The sequence below is a fragment of the Pseudomonas sp. SDO5215_S409 genome (assembly GCF_054071325.1).
In genome coordinates, this window is record NZ_JBSVWN010000032.1 from 15,169 (window position 1) to 31,039 (window position 15,871).

The window sequence follows — 15,871 nt, forward strand, 5'->3', positions numbered from 1 at the left end:
ATAAAGCGCCCCTATAAACCGAGCCATCGAGCAAGAGGATCCCGGCCGTGGAAGAAATCATCGAACAATTGCGTGAAGCCAACGAACCGGTCCCGGTTCCCCTGGAACTGCCAGACGAAGACCAGTTGGTGGAAGTCGAGGAACAGCTGTTCATCAACATCCCGTTCGTGTTCAAGGAATTTTTGCTGACCGTCAGCGACGTGGTCTACGGCAGCCTGGAGCCGGTCACCGTGACCGACCCGGGTTCGCACACTTACCTGCCGGAAGTGGCCGCCACCGCCTGGGACCTGGGCGTGCCGCGTGAACTGATCCCGATCTGCCAGGACGGCGACGACTACTATTGCGTCGAAGAAGACGGCACCGTGGTGCTGTGGTCCGGCGAAGAAGAAATCGTCACCGAAGAGTCGTGGGAATCGGTGTGGCACTGGGCGCGGGACGTCTGGCTGGAAAGCTGAGCCCGCGCGCTCGGCGCGGTCAATGCTCCGACGTTTCCTTGTTGTTCTCCAGGGTTTCGAGCAAAGCCACCTGCATCCGCGTATGCACGCGGATGAACCAGCGCCAGAGCACCGCGGCCACCGCCGCCGTGACCACGGCAATCAGCACCAGCAACTTGTTGGTCGGCAGGATACTGGCCGACAAGGCTGCCAGCAGTACAAAGATCATCAGCAGCGACAGGATCGGGATCAGTTCCGCGATCACCCGTCGCACGCGCTGGGTATGGCGCCCGGCCATTTCCGGCTTCACGCTCATCTCGGCCAGCAGCATCGACAGCGCCTTGAGCTTGCGATAGGCCGCAATCAGAAACGGCAGCGACAACAGCAACGCCCCGCCCCAGATCAACGCCTTCTGCCAGCTCGGGTCGCTGATCCAGCCCTCCAGGTAACGGCCGATACGCGCCGCGAAAAAGCTGCCCGCAAAAAAGATCGCCACTACCAACGCCAGGTTTACCCCCACCTGCAGGATGATCTTGCGGATCATCGAGGCCAGCATCGCGCCTTCGCCCTGGGGCGAAATGCTGCGCAGCCATTCGCCATACAGGCCAAACACCCGGCTCATGCGCTTGGGCATGACCGCCGCGATCTTCAACGACAGCGGGTCGGCGCCGCGGATCAGGTAAGGCGTGAGCAAGGTGGTAATGGCCGACACCGCCACGGCCACCGGGTAGAGGAAGTCGCTGGTCACCTGCAACGTCATGCCCAGCGCAGCGATGATGAACGAAAACTCGCCAATCTGTGACAGCCCCATGCCCACGCGCAGTGAGGTTCTTCCGTCGTTGCCGGCGATAAACGCCCCCAGGCCGCAGGACAACATCTTGCCCAGCACCACGGCCACGGTGATCACCGCAATCGGCCAGGCGTATTGCAGCAGAATCTGTGGGTCGATCATCAAGCCGATCGCGACAAAGAAAATGGCGCTGAACATGTCGCGAACCGGCTCGATCAGCCGCTCGATTTTGAGCAACTGCCGGGATTCGGCCATGATCGCGCCGATCAGGAACGCGCCCAGCACCATGCTGTATTCCAGCTTGACCACCAGCAGGCAAAAACCGAAACACAGGCCCAGCACGGTGATCAGCAACATCTCGTTGCTCTCGAACCGGGCCACGTAGGCCAGCAGGCGGGGCACCAGCAAGATGCCGATCACCAACGCGACGATCATGAACAACGACAGCTTGCCCACCGTGGAAAACACCTCGCCGGAGCTGACCGTGCCGCTGACGGCGATGCTCGACAGCAAGGCGATGATGCCGATGCCCAGGATGTCTTCGACGATCAGCACGCCAAAAATCAGTTGGGCGAAACGCTGGTTTTTCATCTTCAGGTCGTTGAGCGCCTTGACGATGATGGTGGTCGAGGAAATCGCCAGGATCGCGCCCAGAAACAGCGAGTCCATGGTGTTCCAGTCAAACCACTGGCCGATCTCGTAGCCGATCCAGATCATCAGCACGATCTCGAGAAACGCGGCGATAAACGCGGTGGCCCCCACCTTGAACAGCTTGCGCAGGCTGAACTCCAGGCCCAGGCAGAACATCAGGAAGATCACCCCCAGCTCGGCCAGGGTCTTGATGGTGTCTTCATCGTGGATCAGCCCGAACGGCGGGGTGTGCGGGCCGATGATGAAACCGGCCACGATGTACCCCAGGACCACCGGTTGCTTGAGGCGGTGAAACAGGATGGTGACCACCCCGGCCACCAGCATGATCACGGCCAGGTCCTGGATAAAGCTGATGGCGTGCATGGCGTGGGGCTCCTTGAGGGGTACTGGCACCTTTCCCGCTTCCGCAATACGCCACCGAAAAGTCGCAATTAACGGAAGGAAAAGTCGGCCTTGATCGTAAGAAATGCCCTTGAAATGGGCTTTTCAAGGGTAACACCGCGACTTCCAGCAGAAAGCCGGTGCAATATATGGAAACAGATCGACCCGGGCGTGACGGCAAGCCGCGCCCCGGCGTCCGTCATTAAGAGTGCAGCACCCGCAGAGGTGCCCCCCAACCAATGCCTACAACCCGTGAGTGTGCTATGGAACCCGGAAACGCCCAGCTGTCGATGACGGTATTGATGACCCCTGACATGGCCAACTTCTCAGGCAACGTGCACGGCGGCACGCTGCTCAAGTACCTCGACGAAGTGGCCTACGCCTGTGCGAGCCGTTATGCCGGCCGTTACGTGGTGACGCTGTCGGTGGACCAGGTGATTTTTCGTGAGCCGATCCATGTTGGCGAACTGGTGACCTTTTTGGCGTCGATCAACTACACCGGCAATACGTCGATGGAAGTGGGGATCAAGGTCGTCACCGAAAACATCCGCGAGCGTTCGGTGCGCCACACCAACAGCTGCTTCTTCACCATGGTGGCGGTGGACGACAACCGCAAACCGGCCCCCGTGCCCCCGTTGCAGCCACAGAACGGCGAAGAAAAACGCCGCTTCGTGCAGGCCCAGCAGCGCCGCCAGATCCGCCAGGAGCTGGAAAAGCGCTATCAGGAAATCAAAGCCGACGCCCCTTGATTCCCGCCCCGCGCCCACCGGCTTGAGCGGTCAACACGCTCAAGCCGGTGGGCAGCGCCGGTGTTTTACAGGCTGATGGCGGTGGCCTCGAAACGCACACGCGGGTGGGCGATACGGTCCTGGGCCCGCACCAGCTCCAGCTCGTAACTGGCGCAGGCTTGAGTCTCCAGCAGCACCTCATGCACGGCGGCGGCGGTGAACTCAAAGGCCGCCAGCAAGCTGTCCCCCAACAGCACCCGCGCCAGGAACAGGCCCGAGGTCAGGTCGCCCACGCCCACCGGCTGACGCGGAAACGCCAGCAGCGGTCGGCGCAGGTGCCAGCTGCCTTCGGCGGTCACCAGCAGCATCTCGAAACCGTCCGGCAGCTTGCCGGGGTAGTCCAGGTGTTTGACCAGCACCGCCTTCGGCCCCCGGGCCAGCAGCGCGCGGGCCATGCCCAGGCAGTCGAACAACGACTGCGGCTTGCGCCCGGCAAAGCTGTCCAGCTCCAGCTGGTTGGGGCACAGGAAATCCGCCACCGCCGCCGCCTCGTCGAGCAGAAAGTCGCTGACCTCCTGGGGCACGATGCAGCCTTTTTCGGCGTGGCCCATCACCGGGTCGCACAGGTAGAGGGCCTTGGGGTTGACCGCCTTGATGCGCGCCACGCCCGCCAGAATCGCCCGCCCTTGCGCGGCGCTGCCCAAATAGCCCGACAGCACGGCATCGCAATGGCCCAACTCGCCGATCGCCGCGATCCCTTCCACCAGCTCGGGAATGCGCTGCGGCGCCAGCACCTCGCCCGCCCACTGCCCGTACTGGGTGTGGTTGGAGAACTGCACGGTGTTGAGCGGCCACACGTTTACCCCGACCCGCTGCATGGGGAAAACGGCGGCGCTGTTACCGGCGTGGCCAAAGACCACATGGGACTGGATCGCAAGCAGATGGGGGGTACGTTTCATGCAGGAGATTTCCGTAAAGCCGTTGAAATTCTGGCCGCGCAGTATGCGACTAAACGCGGCCTGTACGACAGACCAGAGACGCAGTTAAGCTGGCACGACCTTGTTGGAGTCTCCCCCAATGCTCACCCTTGGAAATATCTTCGTGCTGATGCTGCTGGCCACCGGCGCTGCCTGGCTGTGGCACAACCACGGCCTGCGCGAGCGGGCACTGGCGCGGGTCAAACAGCATTGCGCCCAGCTCGACATCGAGCTGCTGGACGAAGCGGTGGCGTTAAAACGCATGGGTTTTGTCAAAGATGCCAGCGGTCGGCGGCGCCTGGCGCGCATCTACAATTTTGAGTTCACCGTGACCGGCGATGCACGCCATCCCGGCACCATCACCCAGTTCGGCGCCCACAGCGCACAGATCGAACTGGCGCCCTACCCCTTTGAAATCAAGCCCCCACAGCCCACCGCCGAGGTGATCGAACTGAGCCAGTGGCGCCAGGAGCATGGCAAAGGCCGTCACTGACGGCAGTCGGCCAGGGCTTGCTGCAAGAGGTTGGCCTCTTGGGCCCCGTTGAAAATCAGTTCAATCCGCGAGTCCCGGCGCCATTCACTGGGTTGCCAACTCAACGTGGCGTTATCCACAGCGTTACACGACACCCAGCCCTCGGTGCTGTGGATAACCAGTTTCGCCCGCCGCCACGCCAACGCCTGCAACCATGCCTCGACACGCCGTGCATCAAAGCGCTGGCTCGGGTGCCAACGCCAGCCGATGCTCCAGCCGTCCTCTTGGCCATGGCTCAGGCAAATGGGCAACGCCGGATCCGTCCAGATCGCCGGCCGCTGCGCCAGCCCCTGGGGCACCGCGAAGTTATCCACAGCCTGGCCCGCCTGCGCCGACCCACCCGGCAACTGCGCCAACGGCAGGTGGCCCTGTCGCGTCCATTTGAGCGGGATGTCGGGCAGTTGCGCGCGAATGGCCAGGCGCTGGGCGTCGGTGAGCCCTTCATCTTTGTTCAACACCAACAGCCCGGCGCTCGCCAGGGTGTCCTGCTGGGAAGCTGGCAAGGGCAGACCCGCCGCCAGGGCCTGGGTGTCCAGCACCACCACGCACGGCTGCACCGCCAAGACCGTGTGCCAAGGCGCCTGCCGCAGTTGTTGAAGCAATTGCGCCGGATGCCCCAGCCCCGACGGCTCGATAAACAGCCGATCGGGCCGGGCCTTGCGCAATAAACGCCCCAACCCCACCTGGAACGGCGCGCCGTTGACGCAGCACAGGCAGCCACCCGCCACCTCGCCCAGGGCGATGCCGTCTTCATCACGGGTAAGCAATGCGGCGTCCAGGCCGATTTGCCCGAACTCGTTGATCAACACCGCCCAGCGCTCAGACGCCGGGCGTTGGGCCAACAGGTGCTTGAGCAGGCTGGTCTTGCCGGCACCCAAGGGCCCGGCAATCACATGAGTGGGAATGTTCTGCAGCATCGAAGGCATCATTCAGACGGTGTGGAGAAGCTTGATCCTACGCGCTTATGCCAACCAATCCAGCGTCAGGATCAACCTGCGTTCATCCGCCTGCAAAGATGGCGAGCGATGGATAAGCCCATTGCCTTCGTTGCCGTGCCATTTTTCGCCTTTTAGCAAGGCCACTTCCCCACAGCGAATGTGCTCGATGTTATCCACAGGCTCAGCGTCCGGCTGGCTCAACCGGCGACGGTCCATTGCGCCCTCGCGCAACCACTCGCTGCCCACCCCGGCATAGGTGGTGATCAAGCGCACCGGCACGTGGTCCACGTGAAACCGCGGGCACATGGCCTTGTCCAGCAGGCGCAAGCGAATGCCGATCCGTCGGGCGCCGAGCAGGCAGGCAAAGGCGCTGACCAGCCAGGACACATCGGCGATAAACCCTTCGTAGCCTTCCAGATCGCGGCAGGTCGAGGCCAGGTGACGCAGGTCGGGCGTGGCCTCGTCGTCGGCCAGCTCGATCACCAACGACTCGGCCAGCGGCTCGCCCAGTGCCACCAGCAGGGCGCCAAACTCGGCGATGTGCACGGGCAATTGGCGCTGCCACACGGCCATGTTGACGCCGTCTTCAAGGATGTCGGTGAGCACCACCGGGGTTTGCCCAAAGCTCTGGCGAATCACCGGGCGCAGCTTCAACGTGGGGGCGAGCATCAGGCGGCAGCCTCCTCAAACCAAGGGCCAAAGGGGTCGGCCAGCAAGCGCCAGCCTTCGACGCCCAGGGCCATTTCGTCATCGGTGAGCAGGCACCCGTCCAGCTCGGTGGTGAGCTTGGCGAAGTCGATGTTTTGCCCGATAAACACCAGTTCCTGGCGGCAGTCACCGGTGCTCGGCTGCCAGTGGTCCAGGATCGCCGCGACGCCTTCCTCGTCCTGCGGCCATTGGCTTTTTGGCACAAAACGCCACCAGCGCCCGGCGAACCCATGGCGCATCAGGCCACCGGCCTGGGACCAACTGCCAGCGTCCTGGTGTTTGCTGGCCAGCCAGAAAAACCCCTTGGAGCGCAGCAGTTTCCCGTTGACCCATGGCCGGTCGATAAAGTCGAAAAAACGCTGGGGGTGAAACGGCCGGCGGGCGCGATACGCCGTGGAGGCAATGCCGTACGCCTCGGTTTCCGGCACATGCTCGCCGCGCAGCTCCTGCAACCAGCCCGGCGCCTGAGCGGCGCGTTCAAAGTCGAAACGGCCGGTGTTGAGGATCTTGGCCAGGGGCACCTCGCCCATGACCATCGGGATGATTTCGGCCTGGGCGTTAAGGCGCTTGAGGATGGCCATCAGCTCTTCGCGCTCGCGCTGGCTGATCAGGTCGATCTTGCTGATGAGGATCACGTCGGCAAATTCGATCTGCTCGATCAGCAGGTCGGTGATGGAGCGCTCGTCGTCCTCGCCCAGGGTTTCGCCACGGGACGCCAGGCTTTCAGCGGCTTGGTAGTCGAGCAGAAAATTCATGCCGTCCACCACGGTGACCATGGTGTCCAGGCGCGCGATGTCTGCCAGGCTCTGGCCGTCTTCATCGCGAAAGGTGAAGGTTTCGGCAACCGGCAAGGGTTCGGAAATGCCGGTGGATTCGATCAGCAGGTAATCAAACCGACCTTCCTTGGCGAGTTTTCCGACTTCAGCGAGCAAGTCTTCACGCAAGGTGCAGCAGATGCAGCCGTTGCTCATCTCCACCAGTTTTTCTTCGGCGCGGTTCAGGGTGACGTCGCGCTGGACCTCGCTGCCGTCGATGTTGATTTCGCTCATGTCGTTGACGATCACCGCTACCCGCAGGTTTTCGCGGTTGCGCAGGACATGGTTGAGCAGCGTGCTTTTACCGGCGCCGAGAAACCCGGACAACACGGTAACGGGGAGACGATTGGACATCAGGTATTCCTCATCAGGGGTGGCCGGTCAAATCGCCCGGAGGTGGCGTTCGCGCAGCTCTTCACGTTCTTTGGCTTCGATACACAGGGTGGCCGTGGGGCGCAGCAGCAGGCGCTTGAGGCCGATGGGCTCGCCGGTTTCGCGGCACCAGCCGTATTCGCCGTGGGCCAGCAGCTCCAGGGCCTGGTCGATCTTGTCCAGCAGCTTTTTTTCCCGCTCCAGCAGACGCAGTTGCCAGTGGCGCTGTTCTTCGGCGCTGCCGATGTCGGCGATGTCGCTGTTGGGTTCCTGTTCGCGCAACACCATGAACTCGGCATCGATGCGCACTTGCAGCTCGTCGCGCTGGGCCAGCAACAACGCACGAAAGAAGCCTTGCTGGGCGTCGTTCATGTAGTCGATTGGTGGCTGGGCGAGAAGGTCTTGTTCGGTCATGGGAAAGGGTTCACGGGTCAGGCTGTGCTTTTATGTTATAGTATAACAATGCAAATAAGCCAATCCCCCCCTTGTTCACCGCGACGAAGGGCGTAATGCTGGCGGCCACCGCCCTTTCGAGAACGCCCATGAGACATGTGTTGTACGCACTGTTATTGATTGCCACCCAGGCCAGCGCCCAAATGCCGGGCGCGCTGGCCACCTGCACGCGCAGCGCTCACCTGCTGGCGTGCAGCGACGCGCAGGGCAATGCCTACAGCGTCGCCACGGTTGGCAACACCACGTATGTGCGTGGGTTCGAGGTGATCGGCAAGCGCTATTGGGCGCAGACCAGCAGTCGCTACGGGCAACTGACGTTCTTCACCGGGTTGGCGTCCGATGGGGAGGCGTGGGTGGGCTACACGCGGCGAGTGGGCTGGACCACCCTCAACCGGTTTTCCAGTTCAGGGGGCACCAGCGCCAAATTCACCTGTAGCCGCATAACCGGCTGTTAGACCTGGCCGCGCTGCTGTTCCTGCACCCAGGCCATGTAGCTGTTCACCGGCGGGTTCTTCTGGAAGTAATTTTTCAGGCCTTCAAACAGGCCGTCTGCCACCGCCTGCTGATGGCGCGCAGTGACCAGGCGCTGGGCGTCCTGGGTGTTGGAGATAAACCCGGTTTCGACCAGGATCGACGGCACGTCCGGTGACTTGAGCACCGCAAAACCGGCCTGCTCCACGCGCTTCTGGTGCAAGGTGGTGATGCCTTGCAGGCTGCCCAGCACCGAATGGCCCAGTTGCAGGCTGGAGGCGATGGTGGCGTTCATCGACATGTCCAGGATCACCCCGGCCAGCATCGGGTCCTTGTCTTTGAGGTTGAGCAACGTGGTGGCGCCCAGCAAGTCGGCGCCGTTTTCGCGCTGCGCCATGAACCGCGCCGTCGCCGAGGTAGCGCCGCCCTCGGACAACGCAAACACCGAGGCACCGGACGCGGTCAGGCGGGGCGCGGCGTCGGCATGCACCGAGATAAACATGTCGGCCTTGTTCTGGCGGGCGATGTCCACCCGCTTGCGCAGCGGCACAAAGAAGTCGTCGTTGCGCACCAGCTTCACATCAAAGCCTTTTTCACGCTTGAGGCGCTTGGCCAGCAATTGCGCGATGGACAGCACCACGTCTTTTTCCCGCTGACCTTTGGAGCCCACGGCGCCCGGGTCTTTGCCGCCGTGGCCAGCGTCCACCACCACCACGATGTTGCGCTTGGGGTGAGCGCCGTTCACCGGCGGCTTTTCGACCGCGACCGCCGCCGGGGCGGCAGCGGCGATGTGTTGCACGGCATGGCCAGCGGTGCTCAGGTCGAGCACCAGGCGATGCCCCTGCCCGTCCTGCGGCGGCAGCAAAAAGCTGTTGAGCTGCATGGGCGAGGCCAGGTCGAGGACGATGCGCGTGTCGCCCTGGCCAAAGTGCCCGGAGCGAATCGAGGTGATGCCCGTGCTGGCCAGGGCCAATTGGCTGAAGTCCCCGCTCAGCTTGGCGCCGCTCAGGTCGATGATCAGCCGCTCCGGCGCGGTCAGGGTGAAGGTTTTGTACTGCACCGGGCCGCTCAGATCGAGCACCAGCCGCAGCTTGTTGTCCGAGCGCCACAGGCGCGCATTGCGAATCTGCGCGGCCGACGCACTAAAGGGCAGCACCGGCAGGGAAAACACGGCACTGGCCAGCAGCAGGTTGAGAAGTTGACGTCTGTGCATGAAAAACACCGCAAATAAAAGGAGCGTCCCTGCTCGACATGACTGAATAAAGGTGGCGCAGAAAAATCTTCGTCGACTTAATGGTTATAATATAACATGTCTTTTTATTTCCAACGATGGACCTGCTCATGAACGCGCTGACTCTGCCGGATATCGCCGCGCAGGCTTCACGCCAAGCCTTGCCGCTCGACTGGGTGGGCATGTGCGGCATTGCCCTGCCTATCCAGATCGACGGTCAGCATCTGAGCGCAACCGCCGACGCGGGCGTGAGCCTGGATGACGGCGAGGCGCGTGGAATTCATATGTCCAGGCTGTACCTGGCGCTGGAGCTGCTGGAGCAACGCGCACTGACGCCAAGACTACTGCGTACTGTATTACAGCGCTTCATCGACACACATGAAGGTTTATCTAAGAACGCCTACTTGCGTATTCACACCAATGTGTTGTTAAAACGGCCAGCCCTGGTCAGCCCGTTGAGCGGTTGGAAAGGCTACCCGGTGAGCATCGAAGCGCGCCTGGAAAACCAGATGTTCCACGTGGAACTAAAAATTGACGTGACCTACTCGTCAACCTGCCCCTGCTCGGCTGCCCTCGCCAGGCAGTTGATTCAACAGCAGTTTGTCGAAGACTTCGCCAACACGCCCTTGCAACACGACACCGTGTTGGCTTGGCTGGGCAGCCCCGACGGTATCGTCGCCACGCCCCACAGCCAGCGCAGCAGCGCCCAGTTGCAGGTTCATCTGCACGATCACGTTGCTTCGCTGCCGCTCACCGAACTGATCAACAACGCCGAAGCCGCGCTGGGCACCGCCGTACAAACCGCGGTCAAGCGCGCGGACGAACAAGCCTTCGCCCTGGCCAATGGGCAAAACCTGATGTTCTGCGAAGACGCAGCCCGTCGCCTGCACCTGTCCCTCAAACGCTCGGATGCGGTTAAGGCCTTTCACCTCAAAGTCATCCACGCCGAAAGCCTGCACGCCCACGACGCCGTCGCAGAAAGCCGTTGGGTGCGAGAACCCGCATGATCACTTGCACCGCCCTGCGCTGGGGCGCCCCCGGCCAACCGCTGACCCCCGCTGTGGATTTTCATCTGGAAAAAGGCAGCCTCACCGGCGTGATCGGTGCCAACGGCACCGGCAAAAGCAGCCTGCTCAAAGTCATCGCCGGGTTGCAAAAACCGCTGGCAGGCACAGTAGAGCTGGCCGTGCCGCGCCGTGGCAGCCTGTCGTTCCTGCCGCAACAGCAATACATGGACCGCCAGTTTCCCATCAGCCTGCAAGAGCTGATTGCCGCAGGCTTCTGGGGCAGCAAGCAAACGCCGCAGCAACGCACCGAACGCATGCAGGCGGCGCTGGAAGACTGGTGCCTGAGCGGCCTGGAGCACCGTCCGTTGATGGCGCTGTCCGGCGGCGAGCTGCAACGCGCCTTGCTCGCCCGCATGAGCCTCACCGACGCGCCGCTGTTGCTGCTCGACGAACCCCACGCCGCCCTCGATGAAGACGGGCAGGCGTTGCTGTGGAACCACCTCCACGCCTGGCACGCCGAAGGGCGCACGCTGGTGGTGGTGTGCCATGACCTGGCCTCCGTCCGCCAGCACCTGCCGCAGGTATTGCAGATCAAACGCAGCGGCTGCGTGCTGGCGCCCAGCCACGAGCTGATCCGCCCGCAACCTCAGATGCAGGTGTCCTGATGCACTTCGCCGCTCACGTGTGGATGCCGTTCCAAGACTTTGTGTTCATGCGCCGCGCCCTGATCGGCGGCCTTGTGCTGGCGTGCAGCACGGCGCCGCTGGGGGTGTTCCTGATCCTGCGCCGCATGAGCCTGATCGGTGACGCCGTGGCCCACGGCATTTTGCCCGGCGCCGCGCTGGGCTTCTGGTTCGCCGGGCTCAGCCTGCCCGCACTGACGTTAGGTGGCCTGGGCGCGGGCCTGAGCATGGCCGGGCTGGCTGCGTGGATCACCCGCCGCACCGGCCTGCGCGAAGACGCCAGCCTGGCCGCCATTTACCCGATCTCCCTGGCCAGCGGCGTGCTGATCCTCGGCATCGCCGGTAAGCGCCTGGACCTGCTGCACCTGCTGTTTGGCTCGGCGCTGTCGGTGGACGCCCCCACCCTCACCGGCATGCTCTGGGTGTCGGGCTTTAGCTTGATCGCCATGGCGGTGATCTACAAACCGCTGCTGCTGGACACCCTCGACCCGCTGTTCCTGCAAACCGTCAGCCGCCTGGGGCCCTTGGCCCACGGCCTGTTCCTGACACTGGTGGTGCTCAACCTGGTGATCGGCTTCCAGGCCATCGGCGCGTTGATGGTGGTGGGTCTGATGATGTTGCCAGCGGCGGCGTCGCGCTTCTGGAGCCGGCGCCTGCCGGTGTTGATCGCCGTGTCGGCAGTGCTGGGATGCCTGTCGGTGTGGCTTGGCCTGTTGTTGTCGTTCTACTACTCGCTGCCCAGCGGCCCGGCGATTGTGCTGGTGGCTGGCGGCTTGTACCTGCTGTCCGTGGTCTTTGGTCCGGTGCACGGTTTGCTGCGCCGCCCACCCTTGCTTACATCCCAATGAGGTGTTTCCCGATGCGTGCTCTACTCGTGTTGTTCAGTCTCGTGCTGCCGCTGTCGTTCGCTACGGCCCAGGCGGCCGACAAGCTTCAGGTGGTCACCAGCTTCAGTATCCTGGAGGACATCACCCACCAGATCGGTGGCGATCACATCCAGATCAGCAACATGGTCGGCCCCGACGCCGACGCCCACACCTATGAGCCCACGCCGGACGACGCCAAGTCCCTGCTCAAGGCAAGCGTCATCGTCAAGAACGGTCTGGGCTTCGAGCCATGGCTGGACCGCCTGGTGACCAGCACCGAAACCAAGGCCACGGTGGTGACCGCCAGTAAAGGCGTGCTCTCCCACACCATGGAAGAGGACGGCGAAACCATCCCCGACCCGCACGCCTGGCACAACTTGGCCAACGCCGAAATTTATGTGAACAACATCACCAAGGCCTTGATCGCCGCCGACCCGGCCAACAAGGCCGACTACCAGAAAAACAGCCAGGCCTACCTGGTGCAGATCCACCGCCTGCTGGCCGAAGCCAAGACCAAGTTCGGCGCACTGCCCGCCGGCAACCGCCGCATCGTGACCTCCCATGACGCCTTTGGTTACCTGGGCCAGGCCTATGGCATCGACTTCATGGCGCCCCAGGGCCTGTCCACCGAACGTGAGCCGTCCGCCGCCGAAGTCGCCACGCTGATCACCCAGATCCGCAAAGACAAGGTCAAGGCCGTGTTCATGGAAAACATCAAGGACTCGCGCCTGCTCAAGCAGATCGCTGACGAAAGCGGCGCGCAAATCGGCGGCACCCTGTACTCCGACGCCCTGGCGGCCGAAGGCCCGGCGAGCACCTTTACCGGCCTGTTTGAATACAACCTCAACACCCTGTGCGCGGCCCTGAGCAAGCCATGACCCTGAACATGCTCGACCTGGAAGAGGCTGCCCTGGGCAGCAGCTTTCCGCTCGATCAGGTGCTACACGCCCTGCCGTGGAACCGCGAGGGCCTGATTGCCGCCATCGCCCAGCAACACGGCAGCGGCGAGGTGTTGATGCTGGCCTGGATGAACCGCCAGGCCCTCACCGAAACTCTGGCCACCGGGCAAGTGTGCTACTGGTCGCGTTCGCGCCAGCGGCTATGGCGCAAGGGCGAAAGCTCCGGCCACCGCCAGCACCTGGTGCACGCCCGCCTGGACTGCGACGGCGACGCCGTGCTGCTGATCGTCAACCAGCACGGCCCGGCCTGCCACACCGGCCGCCCCACCTGCTTTTACAACGCCATCGATGGCGACGACGTCCACATCATCACCGCGCCCCTCAAGGAGCCTTACGCATGATCCGCAAGAACCCTTCCGGCGATCTGCCCGTGATTGCCGAATCGGCCTACGTCGACAAAACCGCGATCATTTGCGGCAAGGTCGTGATTGGCGAAAACGTGTTCGTCGGCCCTTACGCCGTGATCCGCGCCGACGAAGTCAACGCCAGTGGCGACATGGACCCGATCATCATCGGCGCCAATTCCAACATCCAGGACGGCGTGGTTATCCATTCCAAGTCCGGCGCCGCCGTGACCATCGGCGAGTTCACCTCCGTCGCCCACCGCTCCATCGTCCACGGGCCGTGCACCGTGGGTAACCGGGTGTTCATCGGGTTCAACAGCGTGCTGTTCAACTGCGCGCTCGGTGACGGCTGCGTTGTGCGCCACAACTCGGTGGTGGACGGTCGCGACTTGCCCGCCGCGTTCTACGTGCCCTCCACCACCCGCATCGGGCCCAACACCGACCTGTCGCAATTCCCGCCGGTGAGCGTCAGCGCCTCGGAGTTTTCCGAAGACGTGGCGCGCACCAATGTCGACCTGGTGCGCGGCTACAAAGCCCTGCAAAACGAGTTCTGAGCCATGAGCCGCCTGCTGATTCGCAATGCCCGCGTGGTCAATGAAGGGCTGGCGTTCGACGCCGATGTGCTGGTGTCCAACGGTCGCATCGAAACGATCGCCAGCAGCCTGGACGGGCAGAATGCGCCCGTGGAAATCGACGCCCAAGGCCAGTGGCTGCTGCCGGGAATGATCGACGACCAGGTGCATTTTCGCGAACCCGGCGCGCCGGACAAAGGCAGCTTTTACAGCGAGTCCCGCGCGGCCGTGGCAGGCGGCATCACCAGCTTCATGGACATGCCCAACACCCAACCCGCCACGCTGACCCTGCCAGCGCTGGCCGACAAAAAGCGCCGCGCGGCCCTGCATTCGGTGGCCAATTACGGTTTTCACTTTGGGGTGAGCAACGACAACCTCGACACCGTCGCCGCACTGGACCCGCGCGAAGTCGCCGGGGTGAAGGTGTTCATGGGCGCGTCCACCGGCAACATGCTGGTGGACGACCCGAACATTCTGGAGCGCCTGTTCGCCGACGTACCGACTATTCTGCTGGCCCACTGCGAACACACGCCCAGCATCCAGGCCAACGAACAGCGCCTGCGCGAGCGGTTCGGCGAGCACATCCCCGCCGTCGCCCACCCGCTGATCCGCGATGCCGAGGCCTGTTACCGCTCCTCGTCTTTGGCGGTAGAACTGGCCAAACGGCACGGCACCCGCCTGCACGTGCTGCACCTGACCAGCGCCCGCGAGCTGGCGCTGTTTGAAGACAAGCCCCTGGCCGACAAACGCATCACCGCCGAGGTGTGCCTGCACCACCTGTTGTTTGACGACCACGACTATCACCGCCTGGGCCACCAGATCAAATGCAACCCGGCGATCAAGACCCGTGCCGACCGCGATGCGCTGCGCCAGGCCTTGTTGAGCGATGTACTGGATGTGATCGGCAGCGACCATGCGCCCCACACCTGGGCACAAAAACAGCTGGCCTATCGCGAAGCACCGTCGGGCTTGCCGCTGGTGCAACACGCCCTGCCTGCGCTGCTGGAGTTGGTGGCCGACGGCCTGTTACCGCTGACCACTCTGGTGGCCAAGACCAGCCACCGGGTGGCGGACCTGTTTGCGATTCCCGACCGGGGCTACCTGCGCGAAGGCTATTGGGCCGACCTGGTGCTGATCCAGCCGGAGCCCCAGGGCAAGGCTGTCAGCGACGAGCCGGTCCTGGCCCGCTGCGGCTGGACGCCCTTTGCCGAGCGCCGCTTTCGCCACAGCGTCAGCACCACGCTGGTGTCTGGGCAGGTGGCCTGGCACCAGGGGCGGGTGCACGACAGTTGCCAGGGCCTGCCCTTGCGTTTTCTGCGTTAGGCGCGGGGTTTGACGGCGCCGCAGCTGTCGCCCAGCCATTGGGCGTGGGTGTCCAGGCTGCCTTTTTGCTGAATGCCGGTGGCATTGAAGGTGCCGTTGACCGTGGTGGTGAATTCTTTCTGGCTCTGGAAGGTGGCCACGCCGGTGCCCTGGGCTTTCGGGCAACTGAAACGAAAGGTCCACTGGTTGCCGGTCTTGTCCGTCACTTCCTGGCGGCAGCCCGACTGCGGGTCGGTGAGGGGGATGGCGTCGCTGGCCACCTGGGCCTGGGTGAGGCACACCTGCACGCCTTTACCGGCCATGGTGATGCCTTGTTTTTCCAGCATGGCGCGTTGTTCCGGCGTCATCTGCTGCTTTAACTGGCCCAGGATCAAGGACAAGTCCGGCAGGTCCTGGTTATCGACTTTCATGTTGCTGGTGGTCAATTCCCACAACCCAGGCGCCAGCATCTGTGCCTGCGCCGCCACCGGCAGCAACACACCCACAACCATGGCCAAACCTAAGAGGCGCGCTTTCATCGGGTAACTCCTGAACAATAGTGGGCGTTAGACGCCGCAAAACCGCCAGTGTTGCACAGCAAATAAAATAGCGACATTCACCGCCGAACATGGTCTGTTAGGCACTCGTTTGCCCGGA

The 15,871-nt window shown here is 63.2% G+C and carries 19 protein-coding genes; 11 read left to right on the top strand and 8 right to left on the bottom strand.

Annotated elements, in window-relative coordinates; genetic code table 11:
- Positions 1 to 47: 47 nt before the first annotated feature.
- Positions 48 to 455 carry an SMI1/KNR4 family protein gene (locus tag ACW9H9_RS17115; RefSeq protein ID WP_457344333.1) on the top strand — a complete coding sequence of 136 codons (408 nt, stop codon included), beginning with the start codon at positions 48 to 50 and terminating at the stop codon, positions 453 to 455.
- A 19-nt stretch (positions 456 to 474) separates the two neighbouring features.
- Here the strand turns inward: ACW9H9_RS17115 and ACW9H9_RS17120 are convergent, their stop codons facing one another.
- Positions 475 to 2,238, bottom strand: a complete 1,764-nt coding sequence (locus tag ACW9H9_RS17120; protein ID WP_457344332.1) for a cation:proton antiporter — start codon at positions 2,236 to 2,238, stop codon at positions 475 to 477.
- Positions 2,239 to 2,519: 281 nt separating this feature from the next.
- On the opposite strand from ACW9H9_RS17120, the gene ACW9H9_RS17125 reads away from it, so the two are divergent.
- Positions 2,520 to 3,005: an acyl-CoA thioesterase gene (locus ACW9H9_RS17125; protein WP_457344331.1), complete on the top strand. Its 486-nt coding sequence runs from the start codon at positions 2,520 to 2,522 to the stop codon at positions 3,003 to 3,005.
- Positions 3,006 to 3,070: 65 nt separating this feature from the next.
- Here the strand turns inward: ACW9H9_RS17125 and pdxY are convergent, their stop codons facing one another.
- Positions 3,071 to 3,943, bottom strand: a complete 873-nt coding sequence (gene pdxY / locus ACW9H9_RS17130; RefSeq protein WP_457344330.1) for a pyridoxal kinase PdxY — start codon at positions 3,941 to 3,943, stop codon at positions 3,071 to 3,073.
- Between the two features lie 118 nt (positions 3,944 to 4,061).
- Here pdxY and ACW9H9_RS17135 point away from each other — a divergent pair, with 118 nt between their 5' ends.
- Entirely contained in the window at positions 4,062 to 4,454 is a 393-nt protein-coding gene (locus ACW9H9_RS17135; protein ID WP_457344329.1) for a DUF3301 domain-containing protein, read from the top strand.
- Here ACW9H9_RS17135 and ACW9H9_RS17140 read toward each other — a convergent pair.
- Genes ACW9H9_RS17140 through dksA form a run of 4 tightly spaced genes read right to left on the bottom strand, consistent with a single transcriptional unit; the run spans position 4,448 to position 7,740 of the window.
- On the bottom strand, positions 4,448 to 5,410 hold the full coding sequence (locus ACW9H9_RS17140; protein ID WP_457344328.1) for a CobW family GTP-binding protein: 963 nt from the start codon (positions 5,408 to 5,410) through the stop codon (positions 4,448 to 4,450). The two genes, ACW9H9_RS17135 and ACW9H9_RS17140, sit on opposite strands and share 7 nt — an antisense overlap.
- 45 nt (positions 5,411 to 5,455) lie before the next feature.
- Entirely contained in the window at positions 5,456 to 6,100 is a 645-nt protein-coding gene (locus ACW9H9_RS17145; protein ID WP_457344327.1) for a DUF1826 domain-containing protein, read from the bottom strand.
- Positions 6,100 to 7,308: a zinc metallochaperone GTPase ZigA gene (gene zigA, locus ACW9H9_RS17150; RefSeq protein WP_457344326.1), complete on the bottom strand. Its 1,209-nt coding sequence runs from the start codon at positions 7,306 to 7,308 to the stop codon at positions 6,100 to 6,102. The genes ACW9H9_RS17145 and zigA overlap by 1 nt, the downstream gene beginning before the upstream one ends.
- Before the next feature lie 27 nt (positions 7,309 to 7,335).
- The gene (gene dksA / locus ACW9H9_RS17155; protein ID WP_457344325.1) at positions 7,336 to 7,740 is read right to left on the bottom strand and encodes an RNA polymerase-binding protein DksA; all 405 of its coding nucleotides are present in this window, start codon (positions 7,738 to 7,740) and stop codon (positions 7,336 to 7,338) included.
- Positions 7,741 to 7,868: 128 nt separating this feature from the next.
- Here dksA and ACW9H9_RS17160 point away from each other — a divergent pair, with 128 nt between their 5' ends.
- Positions 7,869 to 8,234, top strand: a complete 366-nt coding sequence (locus ACW9H9_RS17160; RefSeq protein ID WP_457344324.1) for a glutamine synthetase — start codon at positions 7,869 to 7,871, stop codon at positions 8,232 to 8,234.
- Here ACW9H9_RS17160 and ACW9H9_RS17165 read toward each other — a convergent pair.
- Positions 8,231 to 9,463 carry an N-acetylmuramoyl-L-alanine amidase gene (locus ACW9H9_RS17165; protein ID WP_457344323.1) on the bottom strand — a complete coding sequence of 411 codons (1,233 nt, stop codon included), beginning with the start codon at positions 9,461 to 9,463 and terminating at the stop codon, positions 8,231 to 8,233. The two genes, ACW9H9_RS17160 and ACW9H9_RS17165, sit on opposite strands and share 4 nt — an antisense overlap.
- Positions 9,464 to 9,591: 128 nt before the next feature.
- On the opposite strand from ACW9H9_RS17165, the gene folE2 reads away from it, so the two are divergent.
- From folE2 to ACW9H9_RS17200, 7 genes are read left to right on the top strand one after another with little or no spacing between them, the layout of a single operon-like run.
- Positions 9,592 to 10,488 carry a GTP cyclohydrolase FolE2 gene (folE2, locus tag ACW9H9_RS17170; RefSeq protein WP_457344322.1) on the top strand — a complete coding sequence of 299 codons (897 nt, stop codon included), beginning with the start codon at positions 9,592 to 9,594 and terminating at the stop codon, positions 10,486 to 10,488.
- On the top strand, positions 10,485 to 11,153 hold the full coding sequence (locus tag ACW9H9_RS17175) for a metal ABC transporter ATP-binding protein (protein ID WP_457344321.1): 669 nt from the start codon (positions 10,485 to 10,487) through the stop codon (positions 11,151 to 11,153). Before folE2 ends, ACW9H9_RS17175 begins: the two co-directional genes overlap by 4 nt.
- Complete coding sequence (locus ACW9H9_RS17180; RefSeq protein WP_457344320.1) at positions 11,153 to 12,019, top strand: metal ABC transporter permease; 867 nt, start codon at positions 11,153 to 11,155, stop codon at positions 12,017 to 12,019. The genes ACW9H9_RS17175 and ACW9H9_RS17180 overlap by 1 nt, the downstream gene beginning before the upstream one ends.
- Positions 12,020 to 12,030: 11 nt before the next feature.
- Positions 12,031 to 12,915 (top strand): metal ABC transporter substrate-binding protein, encoded by an 885-nt coding sequence (locus ACW9H9_RS17185; RefSeq protein ID WP_457344319.1) that lies wholly within the window; start codon positions 12,031 to 12,033, stop codon positions 12,913 to 12,915.
- Positions 12,912 to 13,337, top strand: coding sequence for a phosphoribosyl-AMP cyclohydrolase (gene hisI, locus ACW9H9_RS17190; RefSeq protein WP_457344318.1), 426 nt, complete (start codon positions 12,912 to 12,914; stop codon positions 13,335 to 13,337). Before ACW9H9_RS17185 ends, hisI begins: the two co-directional genes overlap by 4 nt.
- The gene (locus ACW9H9_RS17195) at positions 13,334 to 13,894 is read left to right on the top strand and encodes a gamma carbonic anhydrase family protein (RefSeq protein ID WP_457344317.1); all 561 of its coding nucleotides are present in this window, start codon (positions 13,334 to 13,336) and stop codon (positions 13,892 to 13,894) included. Before hisI ends, ACW9H9_RS17195 begins: the two co-directional genes overlap by 4 nt.
- A gap of 3 nt (positions 13,895 to 13,897) precedes the next feature.
- Entirely contained in the window at positions 13,898 to 15,235 is a 1,338-nt protein-coding gene (locus ACW9H9_RS17200) for a dihydroorotase (protein ID WP_457344316.1), read from the top strand.
- Here the strand turns inward: ACW9H9_RS17200 and ACW9H9_RS17205 are convergent.
- Positions 15,232 to 15,753: a DUF3617 domain-containing protein gene (locus ACW9H9_RS17205; RefSeq protein WP_457344315.1), complete on the bottom strand. Its 522-nt coding sequence runs from the start codon at positions 15,751 to 15,753 to the stop codon at positions 15,232 to 15,234. The genes ACW9H9_RS17200 and ACW9H9_RS17205 overlap by 4 nt on opposite strands.
- Positions 15,754 to 15,871: the final 118 nt, after the last annotated feature.

Excerpts from the sequence above, each read along its gene's own strand:
- hisI (WP_457344318.1), top strand. The coding sequence starts at position 12,912 with ATGACCCTGAACATGCTCGACCTGGAAGAGGCTGCCCTGGGCAGCAGC.
- ACW9H9_RS17200 (WP_457344316.1), top strand. The coding sequence starts at position 13,898 with ATGAGCCGCCTGCTGATTCGCAATGCCCGCGTGGTCAATGAAGGGCTG.
- ACW9H9_RS17180 (WP_457344320.1), top strand. The coding sequence starts at position 11,153 with ATGCACTTCGCCGCTCACGTGTGGATGCCGTTCCAAGACTTTGTGTTC.
- dksA (WP_457344325.1), bottom strand. The coding sequence starts at position 7,740 with ATGACCGAACAAGACCTTCTCGCCCAGCCACCAATCGACTACATGAAC.
- pdxY (WP_457344330.1), bottom strand. The coding sequence starts at position 3,943 with ATGAAACGTACCCCCCATCTGCTTGCGATCCAGTCCCATGTGGTCTTT.
- ACW9H9_RS17160 (WP_457344324.1), top strand. The coding sequence starts at position 7,869 with ATGAGACATGTGTTGTACGCACTGTTATTGATTGCCACCCAGGCCAGC.
- ACW9H9_RS17140 (WP_457344328.1), bottom strand. The coding sequence starts at position 5,410 with ATGCTGCAGAACATTCCCACTCATGTGATTGCCGGGCCCTTGGGTGCC.
- zigA (WP_457344326.1), bottom strand. The coding sequence starts at position 7,308 with ATGTCCAATCGTCTCCCCGTTACCGTGTTGTCCGGGTTTCTCGGCGCC.
- ACW9H9_RS17185 (WP_457344319.1), top strand. The coding sequence starts at position 12,031 with ATGCGTGCTCTACTCGTGTTGTTCAGTCTCGTGCTGCCGCTGTCGTTC.
- ACW9H9_RS17205 (WP_457344315.1), bottom strand. The coding sequence starts at position 15,753 with ATGAAAGCGCGCCTCTTAGGTTTGGCCATGGTTGTGGGTGTGTTGCTG.
- ACW9H9_RS17135 (WP_457344329.1), top strand. The coding sequence starts at position 4,062 with ATGCTCACCCTTGGAAATATCTTCGTGCTGATGCTGCTGGCCACCGGC.
- ACW9H9_RS17195 (WP_457344317.1), top strand. The coding sequence starts at position 13,334 with ATGATCCGCAAGAACCCTTCCGGCGATCTGCCCGTGATTGCCGAATCG.
- ACW9H9_RS17145 (WP_457344327.1), bottom strand. The coding sequence starts at position 6,100 with ATGCTCGCCCCCACGTTGAAGCTGCGCCCGGTGATTCGCCAGAGCTTT.
- ACW9H9_RS17125 (WP_457344331.1), top strand. The coding sequence starts at position 2,520 with ATGGAACCCGGAAACGCCCAGCTGTCGATGACGGTATTGATGACCCCT.
- ACW9H9_RS17120 (WP_457344332.1), bottom strand. The coding sequence starts at position 2,238 with ATGCACGCCATCAGCTTTATCCAGGACCTGGCCGTGATCATGCTGGTG.
- ACW9H9_RS17175 (WP_457344321.1), top strand. The coding sequence starts at position 10,485 with ATGATCACTTGCACCGCCCTGCGCTGGGGCGCCCCCGGCCAACCGCTG.
- folE2 (WP_457344322.1), top strand. The coding sequence starts at position 9,592 with ATGAACGCGCTGACTCTGCCGGATATCGCCGCGCAGGCTTCACGCCAA.
- ACW9H9_RS17165 (WP_457344323.1), bottom strand. The coding sequence starts at position 9,463 with ATGCACAGACGTCAACTTCTCAACCTGCTGCTGGCCAGTGCCGTGTTT.